The sequence below is a fragment of the Blastomonas sp. CCH9-A1 genome (assembly GCF_001557175.1).
GTDB lineage: Bacteria > Pseudomonadota > Alphaproteobacteria > Sphingomonadales > Sphingomonadaceae > Blastomonas > Blastomonas delafieldii_A.
Window position 1 is genome coordinate 82,592 of sequence record NZ_LSHM01000070.1, and the last position, 17,761, is coordinate 100,352.

At 65.2% G+C, this 17,761-nt stretch carries 18 protein-coding genes; 7 read left to right on the plus strand and 11 right to left on the minus strand.

Going from position 1 to position 17,761, the window contains the following annotated elements; translation table 11 throughout:
- Positions 1 to 8: 8 nt before the first annotated feature.
- The 6 genes from AX725_RS18400 (at position 9) to AX725_RS18425 (ending at position 6,193) form a co-directional block, all read left to right on the plus strand.
- A complete protein-coding gene (locus tag AX725_RS18400) occupies positions 9 to 848 on the plus strand; it encodes a lysophospholipid acyltransferase family protein (protein ID WP_067512692.1) in 840 nt (279 codons plus the stop codon).
- A gap of 12 nt (positions 849 to 860) precedes the next feature.
- Entirely contained in the window at positions 861 to 2,240 is a 1,380-nt protein-coding gene (gene miaB, locus AX725_RS18405) for a tRNA (N6-isopentenyl adenosine(37)-C2)-methylthiotransferase MiaB (RefSeq protein WP_081096865.1), read from the plus strand.
- Complete coding sequence (locus AX725_RS18410) at positions 2,240 to 3,337, plus strand: PhoH family protein (RefSeq protein WP_208597821.1); 1,098 nt, start codon at positions 2,240 to 2,242, stop codon at positions 3,335 to 3,337. Before miaB ends, AX725_RS18410 begins: the two co-directional genes overlap by 1 nt.
- Before the next feature lie 125 nt (positions 3,338 to 3,462).
- The gene (ybeY, locus tag AX725_RS18415) at positions 3,463 to 3,957 is read left to right on the plus strand and encodes an rRNA maturation RNase YbeY (protein ID WP_060977414.1); all 495 of its coding nucleotides are present in this window, start codon (positions 3,463 to 3,465) and stop codon (positions 3,955 to 3,957) included.
- A 63-nt stretch (positions 3,958 to 4,020) separates the two neighbouring features.
- Positions 4,021 to 4,950 carry a hemolysin family protein gene (locus AX725_RS18420; RefSeq protein ID WP_060977415.1) on the plus strand — a complete coding sequence of 310 codons (930 nt, stop codon included), beginning with the start codon at positions 4,021 to 4,023 and terminating at the stop codon, positions 4,948 to 4,950.
- 61 nt (positions 4,951 to 5,011) lie between these two features.
- The gene (locus AX725_RS18425; protein WP_060977416.1) at positions 5,012 to 6,193 is read left to right on the plus strand and encodes a glycosyltransferase family 4 protein; all 1,182 of its coding nucleotides are present in this window, start codon (positions 5,012 to 5,014) and stop codon (positions 6,191 to 6,193) included.
- A 42-nt stretch (positions 6,194 to 6,235) separates the two neighbouring features.
- On the opposite strand, the gene AX725_RS18430 is transcribed toward AX725_RS18425, so the two are convergent.
- From AX725_RS18430 to pepN, 3 genes are all read right to left on the minus strand, one after another.
- Positions 6,236 to 7,564, minus strand: a complete 1,329-nt coding sequence (locus tag AX725_RS18430; protein ID WP_060977417.1) for a cystathionine gamma-synthase family protein — start codon at positions 7,562 to 7,564, stop codon at positions 6,236 to 6,238.
- A gap of 240 nt (positions 7,565 to 7,804) precedes the next feature.
- Complete coding sequence (gene pgeF, locus AX725_RS18435) at positions 7,805 to 8,572, minus strand: peptidoglycan editing factor PgeF (protein WP_060977418.1); 768 nt, start codon at positions 8,570 to 8,572, stop codon at positions 7,805 to 7,807.
- A 191-nt stretch (positions 8,573 to 8,763) separates the two neighbouring features.
- Positions 8,764 to 11,394 (minus strand): aminopeptidase N, encoded by a 2,631-nt coding sequence (gene pepN / locus AX725_RS18440; protein WP_060977419.1) that lies wholly within the window; start codon positions 11,392 to 11,394, stop codon positions 8,764 to 8,766.
- A 153-nt stretch (positions 11,395 to 11,547) separates the two neighbouring features.
- Between pepN and AX725_RS18445 the strand changes: the two genes are divergently transcribed.
- Positions 11,548 to 12,351 (plus strand): Rossmann-fold NAD(P)-binding domain-containing protein, encoded by an 804-nt coding sequence (locus AX725_RS18445; RefSeq protein ID WP_060977420.1) that lies wholly within the window; start codon positions 11,548 to 11,550, stop codon positions 12,349 to 12,351.
- A gap of 4 nt (positions 12,352 to 12,355) precedes the next feature.
- Here AX725_RS18445 and AX725_RS18450 read toward each other — a convergent pair whose 3' ends face one another.
- From AX725_RS18450 to AX725_RS18485, 8 genes are all read right to left on the minus strand, one after another.
- Positions 12,356 to 13,009: a glutathione S-transferase family protein gene (locus AX725_RS18450; RefSeq protein WP_060977421.1), complete on the minus strand. Its 654-nt coding sequence runs from the start codon at positions 13,007 to 13,009 to the stop codon at positions 12,356 to 12,358.
- A 78-nt stretch (positions 13,010 to 13,087) separates the two neighbouring features.
- Positions 13,088 to 13,741 (minus strand): ribosome biogenesis GTP-binding protein YihA/YsxC, encoded by a 654-nt coding sequence (gene yihA, locus AX725_RS18455; protein ID WP_082730767.1) that lies wholly within the window; start codon positions 13,739 to 13,741, stop codon positions 13,088 to 13,090.
- Positions 13,738 to 15,501, minus strand: coding sequence for a membrane protein insertase YidC (gene yidC, locus AX725_RS18460; RefSeq protein WP_060977422.1), 1,764 nt, complete (start codon positions 15,499 to 15,501; stop codon positions 13,738 to 13,740). The genes yihA and yidC overlap by 4 nt, the downstream gene beginning before the upstream one ends.
- A 44-nt stretch (positions 15,502 to 15,545) precedes the next feature.
- Positions 15,546 to 15,755: a membrane protein insertion efficiency factor YidD gene (gene yidD, locus AX725_RS18465; RefSeq protein ID WP_060977423.1), complete on the minus strand. Its 210-nt coding sequence runs from the start codon at positions 15,753 to 15,755 to the stop codon at positions 15,546 to 15,548.
- 91 nt (positions 15,756 to 15,846) lie between these two features.
- The gene (gene rnpA / locus AX725_RS18470) at positions 15,847 to 16,215 is read right to left on the minus strand and encodes a ribonuclease P protein component (RefSeq protein WP_060977449.1); all 369 of its coding nucleotides are present in this window, start codon (positions 16,213 to 16,215) and stop codon (positions 15,847 to 15,849) included.
- A gap of 89 nt (positions 16,216 to 16,304) precedes the next feature.
- Entirely contained in the window at positions 16,305 to 16,439 is a 135-nt protein-coding gene (rpmH, locus tag AX725_RS18475; RefSeq protein WP_060977424.1) for a 50S ribosomal protein L34, read from the minus strand.
- Between the two features lie 119 nt (positions 16,440 to 16,558).
- Positions 16,559 to 17,113 (minus strand): VOC family protein, encoded by a 555-nt coding sequence (locus AX725_RS18480; RefSeq protein WP_060977425.1) that lies wholly within the window; start codon positions 17,111 to 17,113, stop codon positions 16,559 to 16,561.
- A gap of 1 nt (position 17,114) precedes the next feature.
- Complete coding sequence (locus AX725_RS18485) at positions 17,115 to 17,759, minus strand: carboxymuconolactone decarboxylase family protein (RefSeq protein WP_060977426.1); 645 nt, start codon at positions 17,757 to 17,759, stop codon at positions 17,115 to 17,117.
- Between the last annotated feature and the right edge of the window lie 2 nt (positions 17,760 to 17,761).

Consider the following 17,761-nt stretch of genomic DNA (forward strand, 5'->3'; position numbering starts at 1 on the left):
GCCTTTCCATGAGCGAGGCCAGCCCGGCACCCGCACCGTCGCCGCCGCTCTATCCCGATACGCCCGACATGGCGCATCTGCACTGGCGCGATCCCGGGCCCATCGGGCGCGTGCGGCTCGCCTTGCGCGTGCTGCTGATCGTGGCGATGCTCTTGGTCTGCGTGCCGCTCTATTATGTCTGGCGCACGCTCCGCCTCTCCAATCCCTGGCCCAAGCTGTTCCTGCGCGGGGTGGGGCGCGCCTGCGGGGCCAAGGTCCGGGTGGTCGGAACGCCGCTCAAGCGCGACGTGTTCTATATTGCCAACCACTTGAGCTGGCTGGACATTCCGGTCATCGCCGGACGCAACGGCAGTGCGTTCGTGGCGCAGGACGGGATCAAGAGCTGGCCTGTCATCGGCTGGCTGTGCAAGCTCAACGACACCGTGTTCGTCTCGCGCACCAACCGGCTCGGCATTGCCGGGCAGATCAACGAGTTGCGCGACGCGCTCGCCGAGACCTGGGCGATCACCATCTTTCCCGAAGGCACGACCACCGATGGCAGCACGCTGCTGCCGTTCAAGTCGCCGCTGCTGCAGGTGCTCGATCCGCCGCCGCCCGGCGTGCTCGTCCAGCCGATCTATCTCGATTACGGCGCGAATGCGCATGACATCGCCTGGGTGGGCGAGGAAACCGCGCCGAACAATGCGCTGCGGCTGTTCACCCGGCGCGGCAGCTTCTGGGTGACGATGCATTTCCTCGAACCGTTCAGCCCGGCCGATTTTCCCGGGCGCAAGGCGATCGCGGCCGAGGCGCGGGCGCGGATCGATGCGGCGCTTTGTGCTTCCTTGGGGCGTGAACCGGCTGTATAGCCATTGGCATTCATGACCCACAGCATCGATAACCCTGCCGCATCCGCCCCCGAATCCGCCGGGGACGCCCCTCGCCGCTATTTCGTCACCTCGTTCGGCTGCCAGATGAACGTCTATGATGGCGAGCGCATGGGCGAGATGCTCGCTGCCCAGGGCATGAGCCAGGCCGAAAGTCGCGACGAGGCCGATCTCGTCATCCTCAACACCTGCCATATCCGCGAAAAGGCGGTGGCGCGGGTCTATTCCGACATCGGTCGCCTGAAGCGCGAGGATGGCACCAAACCGATGATCGCGGTCGCAGGCTGCGTCGCCCAGGCCGAGGGCGAGGAAATCGCAAAGCGCGCGCGAAGCGTCGATATCGTCGTCGGACCGCAGGCCTATCACCGGCTGCCCGAGTTGATCGAACAGGCGCGGCGCGGCGAAACCGCGATTGATACCGACATGCCCGCCGCTACCAAGTTCGGCGCGTTGCCTGGTCGCGCGCGCCAGCAGCGGCCTTCCGCCTTCCTCACCGTGCAGGAAGGCTGCGACAAGTTCTGCACCTATTGCGTGGTGCCCTATACCCGCGGCGCGGAAATCAGCCGCCCCTATGCGGATCTGGTGGCCGAAGCGCGCACGCTGGTCGAGGCGGGGGTGAAGGAAATCACGCTGCTCGGTCAGAACGTCAACGCCTGGACCGGCAGCGACGATCGTGGCCGCGCCAGGGGGCTGGAAGGACTGATCGAGGCGCTGGCCGATATGAGCGGGCTCGAGCGCATCCGCTATACCACCAGCCACCCCAATGACATGACCGACGCGCTGATCGCGGCGCACCGCGACATCCCCAAGCTGATGCCGTACCTTCACCTGCCCGTGCAGGCAGGTTCGGACCGCATCCTCAAGGCGATGAACCGCAGCCACACGGCGGCGAGCTATCTCAAGCTCATCGACCGGATCCGCGCCGCCAAGCCCGATATCGCGATGTCGGGCGATTTCATCGTGGGCTTTCCCGGCGAGACCGAGGCCGATTTCCGGGCGACGCTCGATATCGTGCGCGACACGGTTTACGCTCAGGCGTTCAGCTTCAAATATTCGCCCCGCCCCGGTACCCCCGCCGCCGATATGGAGGATCAGATCGCGCCCGAGATCATGGACGAGCGGTTGCAGCGTCTGCAGGACCTGCTCAACGCCCAGCAGCATGCCTTCAACATGGACACGGTCGGCAAGCGCATGAAGGTGCTGCTCGAACGGCAGGGGCGCAAGCCGGGCCAGCTGGTGGGCAAATCGCCCTGGCTGCAATCGGTGCATGTGACGCAGGAGGGGGCGAAGATCGGCGATCTGATCGAGGTCGAAATCGTTTCTGCCGGCCCCAACAGCCTGGCGGGCGAGCCGCTGGCACTGGTGGCGGCCTGATGGCGCACAAGAAGGGTAGCGGCGGACGCGGCGGCGATTCGACCAAGTTTCGCGGCAAGCGCGACCCGCAATCGACGCAGCTCTCGCCTGTCTATGGCAGCGACTTTCCGTTCAATCGGCCCGAACCGGCCAACAAGGCGCGGATCGGGGTCGAGTTCGACGAACCCACGCTGCTCGGGCCATTGTTCGGCCAGTTCGACAAGAATCTGGTGGCGATCGAGAACCGGCTCGGCGTCTACATCCAGGCGCGCGGCAACCGCATCCAGATCGAGGGCGAGGCGGAAAGCGCCGCGCGCGCGCGCGACGTGCTGGTCGGCCTGCACAAAAGGATCGAGCAGGGACTCGATATCGATGAGGGCGCGGTCGACGCGCTGATCACGATGTCCGCCGAACCGACGCTGGAGGGCATCGTGCGTTCCGAGGTGGCCGAGCCGCCCGGCATCATGATCCGCACGCGCAAGAAGACCATCGTGCCGCGTTCTGCGACGCAGACCGAGTACATGCGCTCGCTGGTGCGCGACGACGTGATCTTCGCGCTCGGCCCGGCGGGCACCGGCAAGACCTATCTCGCGGTGGCGCAGGCGGTGAGCCAGCTGATCACCGGCACCGTCAACCGGCTGATCCTGTCGCGCCCCGCAGTCGAGGCGGGCGAGCGTCTGGGCTTCCTGCCCGGCGACATGAAGGAGAAGGTCGATCCGTACCTTCGCCCGCTCTACGACGCGCTGTACGACACGTTGCCCGCCGAGCAGGTCGAGCGGCGGATTGCCAGCGGCGAAATCGAGATCGCCCCGCTCGCCTTCATGCGCGGGCGCACATTGGCCGACAGCTTCATCATCCTCGATGAGGCACAGAACACCACGCCGGCACAGATGAAGATGTTCCTCACCCGCTTCGGCATGAACAGCCGCATGGTGATCTGCGGCGACCCCAAACAGGTCGACCTGCCCGGCGGGGTCGGCGCTTCGGGCCTCGCCGATGCGGTCGGGCGGCTTGAGGGCGTGCAGGGCATCGGCACCGTGCGCTTCACCGCCGCGGACGTGGTGCGCCACCCGATCGTCGGGCGCATCGTCGAGGCCTATGAGGGCAAGGATGCGTGAAGCGCACCCTCGCTTCTTCCTGCCCGTCACCCCCGCGCAGGCGGGGGTCCCGCTTCTTCCGCACGATTGAAACGATAGCGGGATTCCCGCGTTCGCGGGAATGACGAAGGGATCTTGATAGCCCCATGATCGAGACCGAAGCCTCTGTTGACCCGATCTGGCCCGGCGATACCGACTGGGAAGCGCTGGCCGCGCGCGCCGTCTCCGCCGCGCTCGCCGTTAGTGCGCAAGGATCGCTCGCCGATGCCCGCTTCACCGTCTCGGTCAGCGTGCATTTCGGCACCGATGACGAGGTGCAGGCGCTCAACCGCGATTACCGCCACAAGGACAAGCCGACCAACGTGCTGTCCTTTCCCATGATCGATCCGGATGATTTTGCGGCGCTCGCCAATACCGATGACGGCGAGGTGCTGCTCGGCGACATCATGCTCGCCTATCAGACCTGTGCGCGCGAGGCCGAGGAAAAGGGCATTGCGCTGGCCGCCCATGCCACCCATCTGGCGCTGCACGGCATGCTCCACCTGCTGGGGCATGACCATATCGACGAGGCCGATGCGGAGATCATGGAAGCGCTGGAGGTGAAAGCGCTTGCCAATCTGGGCATCGACAATCCATATTAGCGGCGCAAGTTCAGATGCTGCCTTCCCATCAAATCCAAGAGCGGGGTTAAGATTCAGCCAGTCATGGCAGACGGAGACAGTAATGGCGGGGGGAAATCCACCGCACAAGACGAAGGTTCGGGGCGAATATGGCGGGGCTTGAAGGCCCTGCTGTTCGGAGAACAACACGACCAGTCGCTGCGCGCCCAGCTTGAAGAGGCGATCGACGAGCACGAGGATGATGACGATTCCGACAGTGCATCGTCGCGTGGCGACCTGTCGCGCATCGAGCGCGAGATGCTGCGCAACCTGCTGCATTTCAGCGAGCACGACGTCGACGATGTCGCGGTGCCGCGCAGCGACATCATCGCGATCGACAAGCATGCGAGCTTCGATGCGCTGGTGCAGATTTTCGCCGAACACGGGCACAGCCGCGTGCCGGTCTATGACGGATCGCTCGATCACATTGTCGGCATGGTGCACATCAAGGACGTGTTCCCGATCATCGCCGCCGATGGCCCGCGCCCGGCAACCTGGGACAATCTGATCCGCCAGCCGCGCTTCGTGCCCGAAACCATGGGCGTGCTCGATCTGCTGGCGGAGATGCGCCAGACACGCACCCACCTCGCCATCGTCATCGACGAATATTCGGGCACCGAAGGGCTGGTGACGATCGAGGATCTGGTCGAGGAAATCGTCGGCGATATCGAGGACGAGCATGACGACGAGCCCGAGACGCTGGTGACGCCCGGCGAGAACGGCGCATGGGAGGCCGATGCGCGCGCCGAACTCGCCGATGTCGCCAAGCTGGTCGATGCGGCGCTGGGCGAGATCGACGACGAGGTCGATACCTTGGGCGGGCTGGCCTTCATGCTGGCGGGCGAGGTGCCGGCTCCCGGACGCATGCTCGAGCATGACAGCGGCTGGCGGCTGGAGATCATAGATGGCGACGAGCGCCGCGTGACCCGCATCCGCCTGCTGCCGCCGCCCGAGACGGTCGCGGCGGAAGCCTGATCGGGCCGCCATCCCGCAAATGCTGGCTTTTGTATCGAAGCGGGCCTAAGGCGGGCCGATCATGGACATTTCCGATCTCCGCATTGCGCTGTTCAGCGGCAACTACAATTACGTGCGCGATGGCGCGAACCAGGCGCTCAACCGGCTGGTCGGCTGGCTGCTCGACAATGGCGCGCAGGTTCGCGTCTATTCGCCGACGACCAAAACCCCCGCGTTCGAGCCGGCGGGCGATTTGATCAGCCTGCCCTCACTGCCGATCCCCGGCCGCGCCGAATATCGCGTGACGACGATCCTGCCGCCCAGGATCAAGAAGGACCTGAACCGGTTCGCACCCAATGTCGTGCACATTTCCAGCCCCGACAGCGCCGGGCACAGCGCCGTGCGCTGGGCGCAGCGGCACAATATCCCGGTGCTCGGATCGGTGCACACGCGGTTCGAGACCTATCCGCGCTATTACAACATGGCGTTTCTCGAGCCATTGCTCGAGGCGATCCTGCGCCGCCTGTATCGCAAGTGCGACGCCATCGTCGCGCCGTCCGATTCGATGGCGCAGGTGCTTCGCGAACAGCGGATGAGCTATGATGTCGGCATCTGGTCGCGCGGCGTCGACAAGCACATCTTCAACCCCGGCATGCGCGACATGGACTGGCGGCGCTCGCTGGGGCTGGCCGATAACGTGCCGGTGATAGGCTTTCTCGGGCGGCTGGTGATGGAAAAGGGGCTCGACGTCTTTTCCGATTCGATCGACCGGCTGGTCCGCCGCCAGGTGCCGCATCAGGTGCTGGTAGTGGGCGAAGGGCCCGCGCGCGGATGGTTCGAATCGCGGTTGCCCAAAGCGGTATTTGCGGGCTTCCAGGGCGGCACCGATCTCGGCCGCGCGGTCGCGAGCATGGACCTGTTCTTCAACCCCTCGATCACCGAGACCTTCGGCAATGTGACGCTCGAGGCCATGGCCTGCGGCGTGCCCGTGGTCGCCGCGCGCGCGACGGGCAGCGAGAGCCTGGTCGAACACAATGTCACCGGCCAGCTGGTGCGCCCCGGCGCGACGGTCGAGTTCGCCGATGCGCTCCAGGCCTATTGCGGCGATGCCGAGCTTCGCGCACGCCATGGCCAGGCGGGCCTCAAGCGCAGCGAGAAATACAGCTGGGACCGGATCAACCGGGGTCTTGCCGAAACCTATATCCGCCTGATCCGCCAGCGCCAGGCGGGCAGCGGCGGCGTGCCCTATCGCGCGATCCGCTAAGCGAGCATCGGCCCCCGGAGCGCTCCGGGGGCCATCGATTGGTCAGACCTGCTCGAGCGCCTGTTCGAAATCGGCGATCAGATCGTCGGGATCTTCGACGCCGATCGAGATGCGCACCAGATTGTCGGTGATGCCGAGCGCGGCCTTGCGCGCGTCGGGGACCGAAAGATGCGTCATTGCAGCCGGATGGCTGGCCAGTGTTTCGGTGCCACCAAGGCTCACCGCCAGCTTGGCGAGACGCAGACTGTCAAGGAAGCGGAAGCTTTCGGCCTCGCCGCCCTTGATGAACAGCGAGAAGGTCGATCCAGCGCCCGAACAATGGCGATCGAAAATGTCCTGCTGGCGCGCATCGTGGATCATGCCGAGATAGCCCAGCCCCTCGACCTTGGGGTGCTGCGCCAGGAACGCGCAGACCTTGGCGGCATTCTCGCCCGCCCGCGTCATGCGCAGCTCGACCGTCTCCAATGAGCGCATCAGCATCCAGGCGGTATTGGGATCGCAGATCGTGCCGATGGTGTTGCGCAGCGCGCGCACCGGGTCCATCCACTTTTTGGGGCCAGACAGGCCACCCGCGACCAGATCGCTATGCCCGCCGACATATTTGGTGAGGCTGTAGACGACGATATCCGCGCCATGATGCAGCGGCTGCTGCCAGAGCGGACCCAGGAAGGTGTTGTCGATCGCGATCGGCGTCGGCACGGCCTCAGCGCCCAGCACCGCATCGCGGGCCTGCGATACCGCTTCGATGTCGACCAGCGCATTGGTCGGGTTGGCCGGGCTTTCGAGATAGATCATCGCGACCCGGCCGCCCTGCTTCGCTGCCATGTCCTTCGCCTGTTCGAGCACCGCATCGATCTCCGCGCGGGTCGCGCCGGCGGGGAAGTCGAGATAGGTGATGCCGAAGCGCGACAGGATGCGCGCGATCATCGCCTCGGTCGCGGCATAGAGCGGGCCGGAATGCACGATCACGTCATTGTTGCTGCAATAGGCGAGCAGCAAGGTGGCGATCGCGGACATGCCGCTGGAAAACACCAGCGCGTCCTCCGCATCGTCCCAGATGCTCAGGCGATCTTCGAGAATCTCCTGATTGGGGCCGTTGAAGCGCGAATAGACCAGGCCTTCGGCGCCGCCGGGGCGCTTTCCGGTCAGCCCCTCGAAATGGCGCTTGCCCGCCGCGGCATTTTCGAACGCGAAGGTCGAGGTGAGGAAGATCGGGGCTTTCAGCGAGCCTTCGGACAATACGGGGTCGAAGCCGTGCCCCATCATCAGCGTGGCGGGCTTGAGCTTGCGTCCGCCGAGCGTGCCGATCTCGGGCTTGGGCTTGCGGCGCGGGGTGGGGGTGGCGATCGGCTTGATCGGGGTGTCGGTCATATGCGGGGTTCCTGCGATTGGGGCGGGTTTCCACTTCCCCTTTCCCAACCCCGCTCAACCTGAGCCTGTCGAAGGTCACGCGCGCACGTTGGCGGAATTGCGGGGCCTTCGACAGGCTCTTAGCTGAGCGGAGGTGGTTGAGGATGTTGGTCCCGGTCCCTTGTTATGCCCCAATCTATGCCCGAGCGCGCAAATGATTACAAAGGAAACCATCCGCTCCGTGCCGCATCTGCGGCCCGGTCAGCCGCGAAGCCCGATCGCGCCCATCTGCCGCCCGTAATCGGGCTCGCCCCGGTGCGTCGCGCGGCGGAAGCTGAAATAGCCCGCCTCGTCCGAATAGGTGTCCACGCCGCTCACATGCACCGTACCGATGCCAAAGGCGGCGAGCCGGGCAGCGATATAGCCTTCCAGATCGAACTGATAATGGTCGGCCCGGCCTTCGCGAAAGAAGCGCTCGTTTTCGGGCGCGGCCTCGCAGAAGCGGCGGAAGAAGCCTGCATCTACCTCATAGCTTTTCTGCTGGATGCACGGGCCGACCGCGGCGACGATATTCTCGCGATGCGCGCCCATGCGCTCCATCGCCGCCACCGTCGCCTCGCCGACCCCGGCAAACGCGCCCTTCCAGCCCGAATGCGCCGCGCCGATGATCTGCGCACGCGCGTCGGCGAACAGGATCGGCGGGCAATCCGCGCCGAGCACGCCGAGCAGCAGCCCCGGCCGGTCGGTGACCATCGCATCGGCTTTCGGCCGGTCGTCGACCGGAATCGCGGCATTGACCCGCACCACATCGGCGCTGTGCACCTGGTGCAGCGTCACCAGCGTGGAACCGGGCAGGATCGCCTCTGCCGCGCGCCGCCGGTTCTCGTGCACCGCCGCCGGATCGTCGTCTGATCCCAGCCCGACATTGAGCCCTGCGACCAGCCCGGTCGAAACCCCGCCCCGCCGCCCGGTAAAGCCATGCGCGATGCCGGAAAGAGCGGGCGAGGTGAGGATGGGGATATCGGTCAATTCTCTTTTCCCAAATACCCCTCTCCCTTGAAGGGAGAGGGCTGCGAAGACTTACGAGCGCAGCGAGTTAGTCGCAGCTGGGTGAGGGTGACCATGCGCCAGCGTTGCGTTTGTCACCCTCATCCAACTTCGCCTAGCCAGCTCCGCTGGCAAGGCTCAGTATCCTTCTCCCTTCAAGGGAGAAGGAATGGCTATTCCAGACTCTTCACCACCTGTTCGGTCACATCCTTCGACAGTCCCGGCTGCGCCAGGATCCGCTCGAGGCATCCGCGCATCATGCCAGCGCGCGCCTCGTCGAACCGCCGCCAGCGACCCAGCGGCGCGATGAAGCGCGCGGTGGTCTGCGGGTTGAGCGGATCGAGCCTCAAGACCAGATCGGTCAGCAGATCATAGCCGCGCCCGCTTTCGTGATGGAAAACCGGCTGGTTGGAGACGAACGGCCAGTAGAGCGCGCGCACCCTGTTGGGGTTGGTCAGCGTGAAATCCTTGTGCCGGATAAGCTCGAGCATCTGCTCGTACACCTTCGGATGCGCCGATCCGGTCTGCAGCGAGAACCATTTGTCGATGACCAGCGCGTTGCCCTGATAGCGGTTGTAAAAGCTGTCGAGCGCGGTCTCGCGTTCGTCCGCCTGCATGCTGGCGAGCACCGATAGCGCGCCCTGGCGGTCGGTCATGTTGTCGGCGCGCGCGAACTGATCGAACGCAAGCGCCGCAGCGTCGCCGGCTTCTGACGAAGCGATGTAACCGAGCGCCAGCGACTTGATCTTGCGTGCCCCCCTCGCCTCGCGGCTCAGCGAATAGGGCACCGCACTCGCGCGCTCGTGCACGATCCGCCATTGGTTCAGCAGCCGCGCTCCGATCGCCTTGCGCAGGCTCTTGCGCGCCGCATGGATCGCCTCGGGCCGCACCACCAGCATCTGTTCGCCGAGGAACGCCTCGGTCGGCAGGCTGAGGATCTCGGCGCGCATCGAATCGTCGAGCCGCTGGTCGCTGACCAGATCGCCGAACACCGCGATGATCTCGTCGAGCGAGACCGCGTGGCCCAGCGCGCCGCCGGGGCCGTCCAGAGCGGCGATATCCGCAATCAGCCGGTCGATGACGAGCTGCTGCAGCGCCTCGTAGCGCGCGAACGGATCGTCATCGTGGCGCACCAGAAACGGCAGGTCGCCGCTTGCGCGCGCGACATCGAGATTCACCGGCGCGGAAAAGCCGCGGTTGATCGACAGCACCGGCGCGCGCGCATAGCCGGTAAAAGTCAGCGCCTGCTCGGCCTCGGTCAGCATCAACAGCATCTCGCCGCGATGCGCCTTCATGTCGCGGTCGATCAATGCGGTGCGCAAGGGGATCGGCATAAGCGGCTTGACTGGCTGGCCGGGCGTGGAGGCGAAATTCTGGCGGAGGTGCAGCGTCGCGGTGCCGGTCGCCGCATCATGCTCGAGCCGCGCCTGAACCTGCGGCGTGCCCGCTTGTTCGTACCAGCGGCGGAACTGGCTCAAGTCGAGCCCGGCGCCCTCCTCCATCGCCCGGACGAAGTCCTCGCAGGTCACCGCCTCGCCGTCATGCCGCGTAAAATAGAGGTCGCAGCCCGCGCGGAAGCGCTCGGGTCCCGCCATGGTCGCCATCATGCGGATCACCTCGGCGCCCTTGTTGTAGACGGTGGAGGTGTAGAAGTTGCTGATCTCCATATAGCTGTCGGGGCGGATCGGGTGCGCCAGCGGCCCAGCATCCTCGGGGAACTGGCTCGCGCGCAGCATCCGCACGTCCTCGATCCGCTTGACCGCTTCTGAACCCATATCGGCGGAAAAGCACTGGTCGCGATAGACGGTGAAGCCCTCTTTCAGGCTCAGCTGGAACCAGTCGCGGCAGGTGACCCGGTTGCCCGACCAGTTGTGGAAATATTCGTGCGCGACCACGCCCTCGATTGCGTCATAGTCATAGTCGGTCGCGGTATCGGGATCGGCGAGAATATAGCGCGAATTGAAGATGTTGAGGCCCTTGTTCTCCATTGCCCCCATGTTGAAATCGCTGACCGCGACGATGTTGAACACCGGCAGGTCATATTCGAGGCCATAGACGCGCTCGTCCCAGGCCATCGAGGCTTTCAGCGCCTGCATTGCGTGCGCGGTGCGCCCCTCGTCGCCTGCGCGCACGAAGATGGCGAGATCGACATCCTTGCCGCTCTTCGTGACAAAATGGTCGCGCGTCGCCACCAGATCGCCCGCGACCAAAGCGAACAGATAGCTCGGCTTGGGGTGCGGATCGCGCCAGCGGGCAAAGTGCCGCCCACCGTCCAGATCGCCCGATTCGACCAGCGCGCCGTTGGAGAGCAGGACGGGGAAGCGTTGCTTGTCCGCGCGCAGCAGCACCTCGTAGACCGCCATGTTGTCGGGCCGGTCGATGAACGGGATGACCCGGCGGAAGCCTTCGGCCTCGCACTGGGTGCACAGCATGCCGTTCGAGGCGAACAGGCCCATCAGCTGGGTGTTGGTATCGGGCGCGATGCGCGTGGTGAGCGTGACGGTGGCGCGTTCGCTTGCCAAGTCGAAGGCGATGGCGCTGCCCTCGGTCCGCCAGTTCACCGACTGGCCATCGACGGCGAGGGATCGCGGCAGCGCGCCGTCGCAATCGAACCGAACGGGGCGGTCATGATCGCCGTTTCGCACGATGGCAAGCGTCGCGTGGACCTCGGTCGCCGAGAGATCGAGATCGAATTCCAGCGCCACCGTCTCGACGCGCCAGTCGGGCGGCTGATAATCGGCGCGGTAGATCACCGGAGGTTCGTGGAGCGCCGGGCTGGCGGTTGCGGTCTGGATATCGGCCATGGGGCGAGAGACTAGTGCGCGTGTCCGGCCGCGTCACGCCGTTTTCCGGCGAACGCCGGAATCCAGAGCGGATACAACACTATCTCGCCACTGGACTCCGGCTTTCGCCGGAGAACGGTTGCCTGTGGACGGGAGTTGATTAGGTTCGCCCGCATGAGCCATCTCTTCATCTTCGGCATGGGTTATTCGGCCTCGCACCTTGCGGCAAAGCTGCGCGCTCAGGGCTGGCAGGTGCGCGGGACCGGGCGCGCGGGCGACGTGGATTTTGCCGATTCTGCCTCGGTGCAAGCCGCCCTCGCCGAAGCCACGCACATCCTGTCCAGCGTGCCGCCCGACCGCGCGACCGGGCTCGATCCGGTGCTGACGCACTATGCCGACATCCTGCGCGCCTCCCCCGCGCGCTGGATCGGCTATCTCTCCTCGACCGGCGTCTATGGCGATGCGGGCGGGGCGTGGGTGGATGAAACGTCCGTCGTCGGCACCGGACGGCGCAATGCGCGCACCGAGGCGGACCTGGTCTGGCAGGCGCTTGATACGCGCGTCCGCGTGCTCCGCCTGCCCGGCATCTATGGCCCGGGCCGCAGCGCGCTCGACCGGGTGCGCGATGGCAGCGCAAAGCGTATCGCCATGCCGGGCCAGGTGTTCAGCCGGGTGCATGTCGAGGATATTGCAGGCGGCGTCATCGCCTCGTTTGACGGGCCTGCGGGCGTGTACAATCTTGCCGACGACCTGCCCTGCTCGCAGAACCGGGTGATCGAGGCGGCGTGCCGGTTGCTGGGCGCGCCGCTGCCGGCGCTGCAATCGCTCGAGCAGGCGAACCTCTCGCCGATGGCGCTGGGCTTTTATGCCGAGAACCGCAGAGTCGCGAACGGCAAGGCGAAGCGGATGCTCGGGTGGAAGCTCGCCTATCCCGATTACGAGGCCGGGCTCGCCGCCATCCTGCGCGGCGGCGGCTGAAGACTCAGCGCTCGAACCGTTCGATCACCCACGGCTCGGATTTTGCGGCCTCGGCCCAATCGAGCATCCATTCATGGCCCAGGATCGCCTCGCTATAGGCCTGGGCGAAGCCCGGCAGGGTGATGCCATAGGTCTGGAAGCGGGTGATGACAGGGGCGAACATGATGTCCGCCGCGCTGAAACTGCCGAACAGGAACGGCCCGCCGCGCCCGAAGCGCGCGCGTGCCTCGGCCCAGAGCGACAATATGCGCATCACGTCCTGATGCACTTCGGGGCTGACGCTGAAATCGTCGTAGGTCCGGCGCATGTTCATGCCGCATTCGCGCCGCAGCGGCAGGAAGCCGGCGTGCATTTCCGCCGCCATCGAACGGGCAAGCGCAGCGGCTACGGGGTCCTTCGGCCAGAAACGATCGCGATGGGTCCTGTCTGCCAGCCAGTCGATAATGGCGAGCGAATCCCACACCACCGCCTCGCCGTCCCACAGCACCGGCACCTTGCCGGCAGAGGGCTGGAATTCGGGCGCCTGCCGCCGCTCGGGCCAGGCCTCGTCGTAAAGCGGCACGACCACTTCCTCGAACGGCAGCCCCGATTGCTTGCACGCCAGCCAGCCGCGCAGCGACCAGCTCGAATAGTTCTTGTTGCCAATGTACAGCTTCATATCTGCCCCAATCGATCGGCTGTATGTCTGACCTGTTTCCCGGCAAGGGCCACGAAACGGAGATGGTCTGCGAGAAGGTTACTCGCTGATGCTGTCCATCACAAAGCCGCGCAGATCGTCAATCCCCATGCGCTTTTCGGACGAGGTGATGATGACATCGGGAAAGGCCGCGGGATGCTTGCGCGCTTCGGCACGGGTGAGATCGGCGATGCGCTCGAGTTCGCTCGCCTTGATCTTGTCCGCCTTGGTCAGCACGAGGCGATAGCTCACAGCGGCCTCATCGAGCATCTTCATGACATCGAGATCGACCGGCTTCACGCCATGACGGCTGTCGATCAGCACCAAAGTGCGCTTGAGCGCCGCGCGGCCGCGCAGATAGTCGTTGATCAGGAAGCGCCATTTCTTGACGACATCCTTGGGCGCCTTGGCAAAGCCATAGCCGGGCATGTCGACCACGCGAAAGCGCGGCGGATCGCCGATATCGAAGAAGTTCAATTCCTGCGTGCGCCCCGGCGTCACCGAGGTGCGCGCGATCGCGCGCCGGCCCACCAGCGCGTTAAGCAGCGAGGACTTGCCGACATTCGACCGGCCGGCAAACGCGATTTCCGGCACGGTGGGCGGCGGCAGGAATTCGAGCGAGGGCGCGGACTTGAGGAAGGTGACCGATCCCGAGAACAGCCGGTTCGCTTCCTGAAGCAGCGGGTGGATGATGGGTTGGGCTTCGTCGGTCACGCCTTGCCCTTGCCGTCGGCCTTCGCCGCCTTCTCTGCCGCTTCCTTGGCCGCCAGCTCCTTCAATTGCGGATGGCGACTGTACAGCCATTTCTGCTGCGCGATGGTGAGCACGTTCGACATCGCCCAGTACAATTGCAAACCGGCGGCGAACGGCGCCATCACGAACATCAGCACCCAGGGCATGATTCCGAAGACCTGCTGCTGGACCGGGTCCATCGGCGCGGGATTGAGCTTGAACTGCAGCCACATGGTAACACCCAGGATGATCGGCAGGACGCCGATGGCGATCATGCTCGGCGGATCGAAGGGCAGCAGCCCGAACAGGTTGACCGGGGTGAGCGGATCGGGCGCGGACAGGTCCTTGATCCACAGCGCGAACGGCTGGTGGCGCATCTCGATCGCCAGCAGCAGCACCTTGTACAGCGCAAAGAAGACCGGGATCTGCAGGAACATGGGCAGACATCCGGCAAGCGGATTGACCTTTTCCTTGCGGTACAGCTCCATCATCTCGGTTTGCAGCTTCTGCTTGTCGTCCTTGTAGCGTTCCTGCAGCGCCTTCATCTTGGGCTGCACCGCGCGCATCGCCGCCATCGAGGCGAATTGCTTTTGCGCGATCGGGAACATCAGGCCGCGGATGATGATGGTCAAAAGGATGATCGCCACGCCGAAATTGCCGACCTGTTCGAACAGCCAGTTGAGCAGCTTGAAGATCGGCTTTTCGAACCAGATGAACCAGCCCCAGTCGACCGCGCGGTCGAGCAGCTTGATCCCCTTGGCATCGACATAATCGTCGAGCAGCTCGGTTTCCTTCGCCCCGGCAAACAGCATCGATTTGGTCTGGATCTGCTTGCCCGGCGCGACGACGGTGGTGTCGAACAGCAGCTCGGACTGGTAGAGCTTGCCGCCCAATGCACGGAAATTGCCCGCCATCTTGCCCTTGGTATCGGGTGCGGGGATCAGCGCCGAGAGCCAGTAATGGTCGGTAAAGCCGAGCCAGTCGATATTGCCGTTATATTCGACCAGCTTTTTCGGGTTTTCGTCGAGATCGTCATAGTGGACGTCGAAATCGGCAACATCGTCGAACACGCCGAGCGGCCCGTTGCGCACCGTCCAGGTGCTGGGATCGGCATTGGCGCTGGTGCGGTTGATCAGCCCCAGCGGACGCACGATCGCAGGCGCGGTGCCGCTGTTGATGAAGCGCTGGGTGACGGTGATCAGGTAATTGGCGTCGATGGCATAGGTGATCTCGAACCGCTGGCCCGCAGGATTGGTCCAGCTCAGCGTCACCGGCGTCTTCTGCGTCAGCTTGCTGCCATTGGCCGTCCAGACGGTCTGGCTGGTCGGGGTGACGACACCCTCGCCGATCCAGCCGAACTGCGCGAAATACTGGTCTTCGGTACCCGCCGGCGAGAACAGGTGGACAAGGTCCGAATTCTTGTCGAGCTTCTCGCGATAATCCTTGAGCACCAGATCGTCGAGCCGCGCACCGGTGAGGTTGATCGATCCGGCGACGCGCGGCGCGTCGATGGGAATGCGCGCCGAGCTGGCGATCACCGCCTTGCGCTCGCGGATCACCTTGGGCGCGGTGCCGGTATCGGGCACGGCGTCGGCGTTCTTGAGGCCGGGGCGCGGCGCTTCGACCGCATCCTCGATCGTCGCCGGGCGCGCTGGATAGAAGAATTCCAGCGCATAGGGCCATCCGAACAGTACCAGAGCCATCAAACCGATGGCCAGGATGACGTTACGCTGATTCTCCACGCTTCAAACCTTCTTCCGGCAATTCATAAGGGGGCGCGATGCTGTCAGGGCACTGGATCATGGCCGTGCCCGCCCCATGGGTGACAGCGCAATAGCCGCTTCATCGCCAGCCAGCCACCCTTAATCGCACCGTATTTCGTCAGCGCCTCGATGGCATATTGCGAGCAACTGGGGCTGTAACGGCAGCTGGGCGGCAGCACGCGCGAGGGACCGAGCTGCCAGGCGCGGGCGATCAGGATCAGGATCTGGCGCATTGTGGCTCCATGCCCCCTGCCCTCACCCGAAGCGCGCCGAACATGCCAGCGGCGTTAGACGGACATGCAAGGCCAGACGACCGGCGCAGCATCAGCGCCTGCGCGGCTTGGCACGCGGCGGACGGCGGTCCGAGCTCGCCTTGCCTTCGCGCACCCGGGCGAGAGCGCGCTCGAGATCGGCCTTCATCGCGGCAAAATCGCGGGTCAGCGCCTCGTTGCGCCCGATCAGCACATGGTCTGCGCCCGCGATCCCGTGTTCGGGCAGCAGCGCGCGCGCCAGTTCGCGGAAGCGCCGCTTGATCCGGTTGCGCACTACCGCATTGCCGGTCTTCTTGGTGACGGTATAGCCGATCCGCGCCTGCGGGCTCTCGTCCGCGCGCGGCTTGACCAGCAACACGAAGCCCGGCGTACCGACACGCAGGCCGCCATTGGCGGCGAGAAAATCGGACCGCAGCCGCATGACAACGGGCGCCCCGGAGCCTTCCGGAGCGCCCGTGCTGTCGAATTTGGTGCTGTCGTGCGCGCCCGCAATCACGGGCGGCGGCCCGATCAGGCGCTCAGGCGCTTGCGGCCACGGGCACGGCGTGCACGCAGCACGGCGCGGCCACCCGGGGTCGCCATGCGCGAACGGAAACCATGGCGACGCGCGCGCACGAGATTGCTGGGCTGAAATGTGCGCTTCATGCGGCACTCCTGAAAATTACGGGTTCAAATGATTCGCTGCAGAAACCGGCCAAGCCGTCCCCGCGAAAGCTGGGCGCATAAGGGGAGGCCTGTGGAAAGTCAAGCGCGCGCGGGCAGCTTCAGGTGCTTTGGGTTTCCGCCTGCGCCCGGTCCTTGGCCAGCCATTGCCGCATCGATGCGGGCGGCGGCGACGGGTTCATCTCGCGTTCGCCCAGCGCCGCGAGCGCCCGCGCCCGATCCGCCTCGGTAAAGCTGCCTGTGGTCAGGCAGAATTCGACCATATTGCCATTGGGGTCGCGGGTATAAATCGAGCGGCACCAGTTGTGATCGATCTCGAGCACGTCGAGCCCGGCCGCATTCCACTGGTCGCGCCGCGCGTCGAGCTCTTCGGCGCTGTGCACCGCAAAGGCGAAATGGTTGGTGCCCGGCGGCATGTGCGCGGCCTTGTTGAGGTTGAACTCATGGCGCTCGGCATTCGGCACCTCGTTCAGTTCCCAGAAGGCGATGAAGCTGCTGTCGTCGCCGTCCATGCGGTAGAAGAAATGCTTGCCCCAGCCGCCGCCCATCATCGGCGAGATCTCGACCTTGACCAGCTCGAACCCGGTGATCCGTTCGTAGAAATCGTGGATCGCGGCCATGTCGCGCGCCGCCATGGCGAGGTGGTGATAGCTCATCTCAGTCCCGTTTCCGCCGGTCGACCATGCCCATGACATCGGCGGTGGCGCCTTCGGGCGCGGGCACCTCGGTCACGGGATCGTCGACATCGTCATATTCCAGCCGCAGCGCGCGGCTCATCACGGCATGCATGATATAGGTCGCGGTGACATAGGTGAGCTCCAGAATTTCCTCGTCGGAGAGCTCCGCCTTCAAGGCGGCGAACACGCCATCGGGCACGCGGCCATGCTGCAGCACCAGTGCGTCGGCATAGGCCAGGACCGCGCGTTGCACGGGTGTGAAGCAATCGGCGACCTGCCAGTGCGCGATCGCCTGGACCTGCTCCTCGCTGAGCCCGGCAAAGCGCGCCGCCTTCATGTGCTGCGAATAGACGAAGCGCGATCCCACCGCATAGCCCGCGCGCGTCTGACCGAGTTCGCGCAGGACAGGATCGAGTTTGCGCTTGTCGGAGCGGTAGAAACCGAAGCCCTCGGTGGTGTGGCGGAAGGCATCGGGGACGAGCGCGAAGACGGTCCACCAGTTGCCCGGCGTGCCCGTGGCGGTGCCGGGCTGATCTACGGGATCGCGATCCCCGAACAAAGCGGTATAAAGCTTGCGCACATAATCGTCCGCCTCGTCGCGCGGGACCTGGCGCAGACGCGGCATCA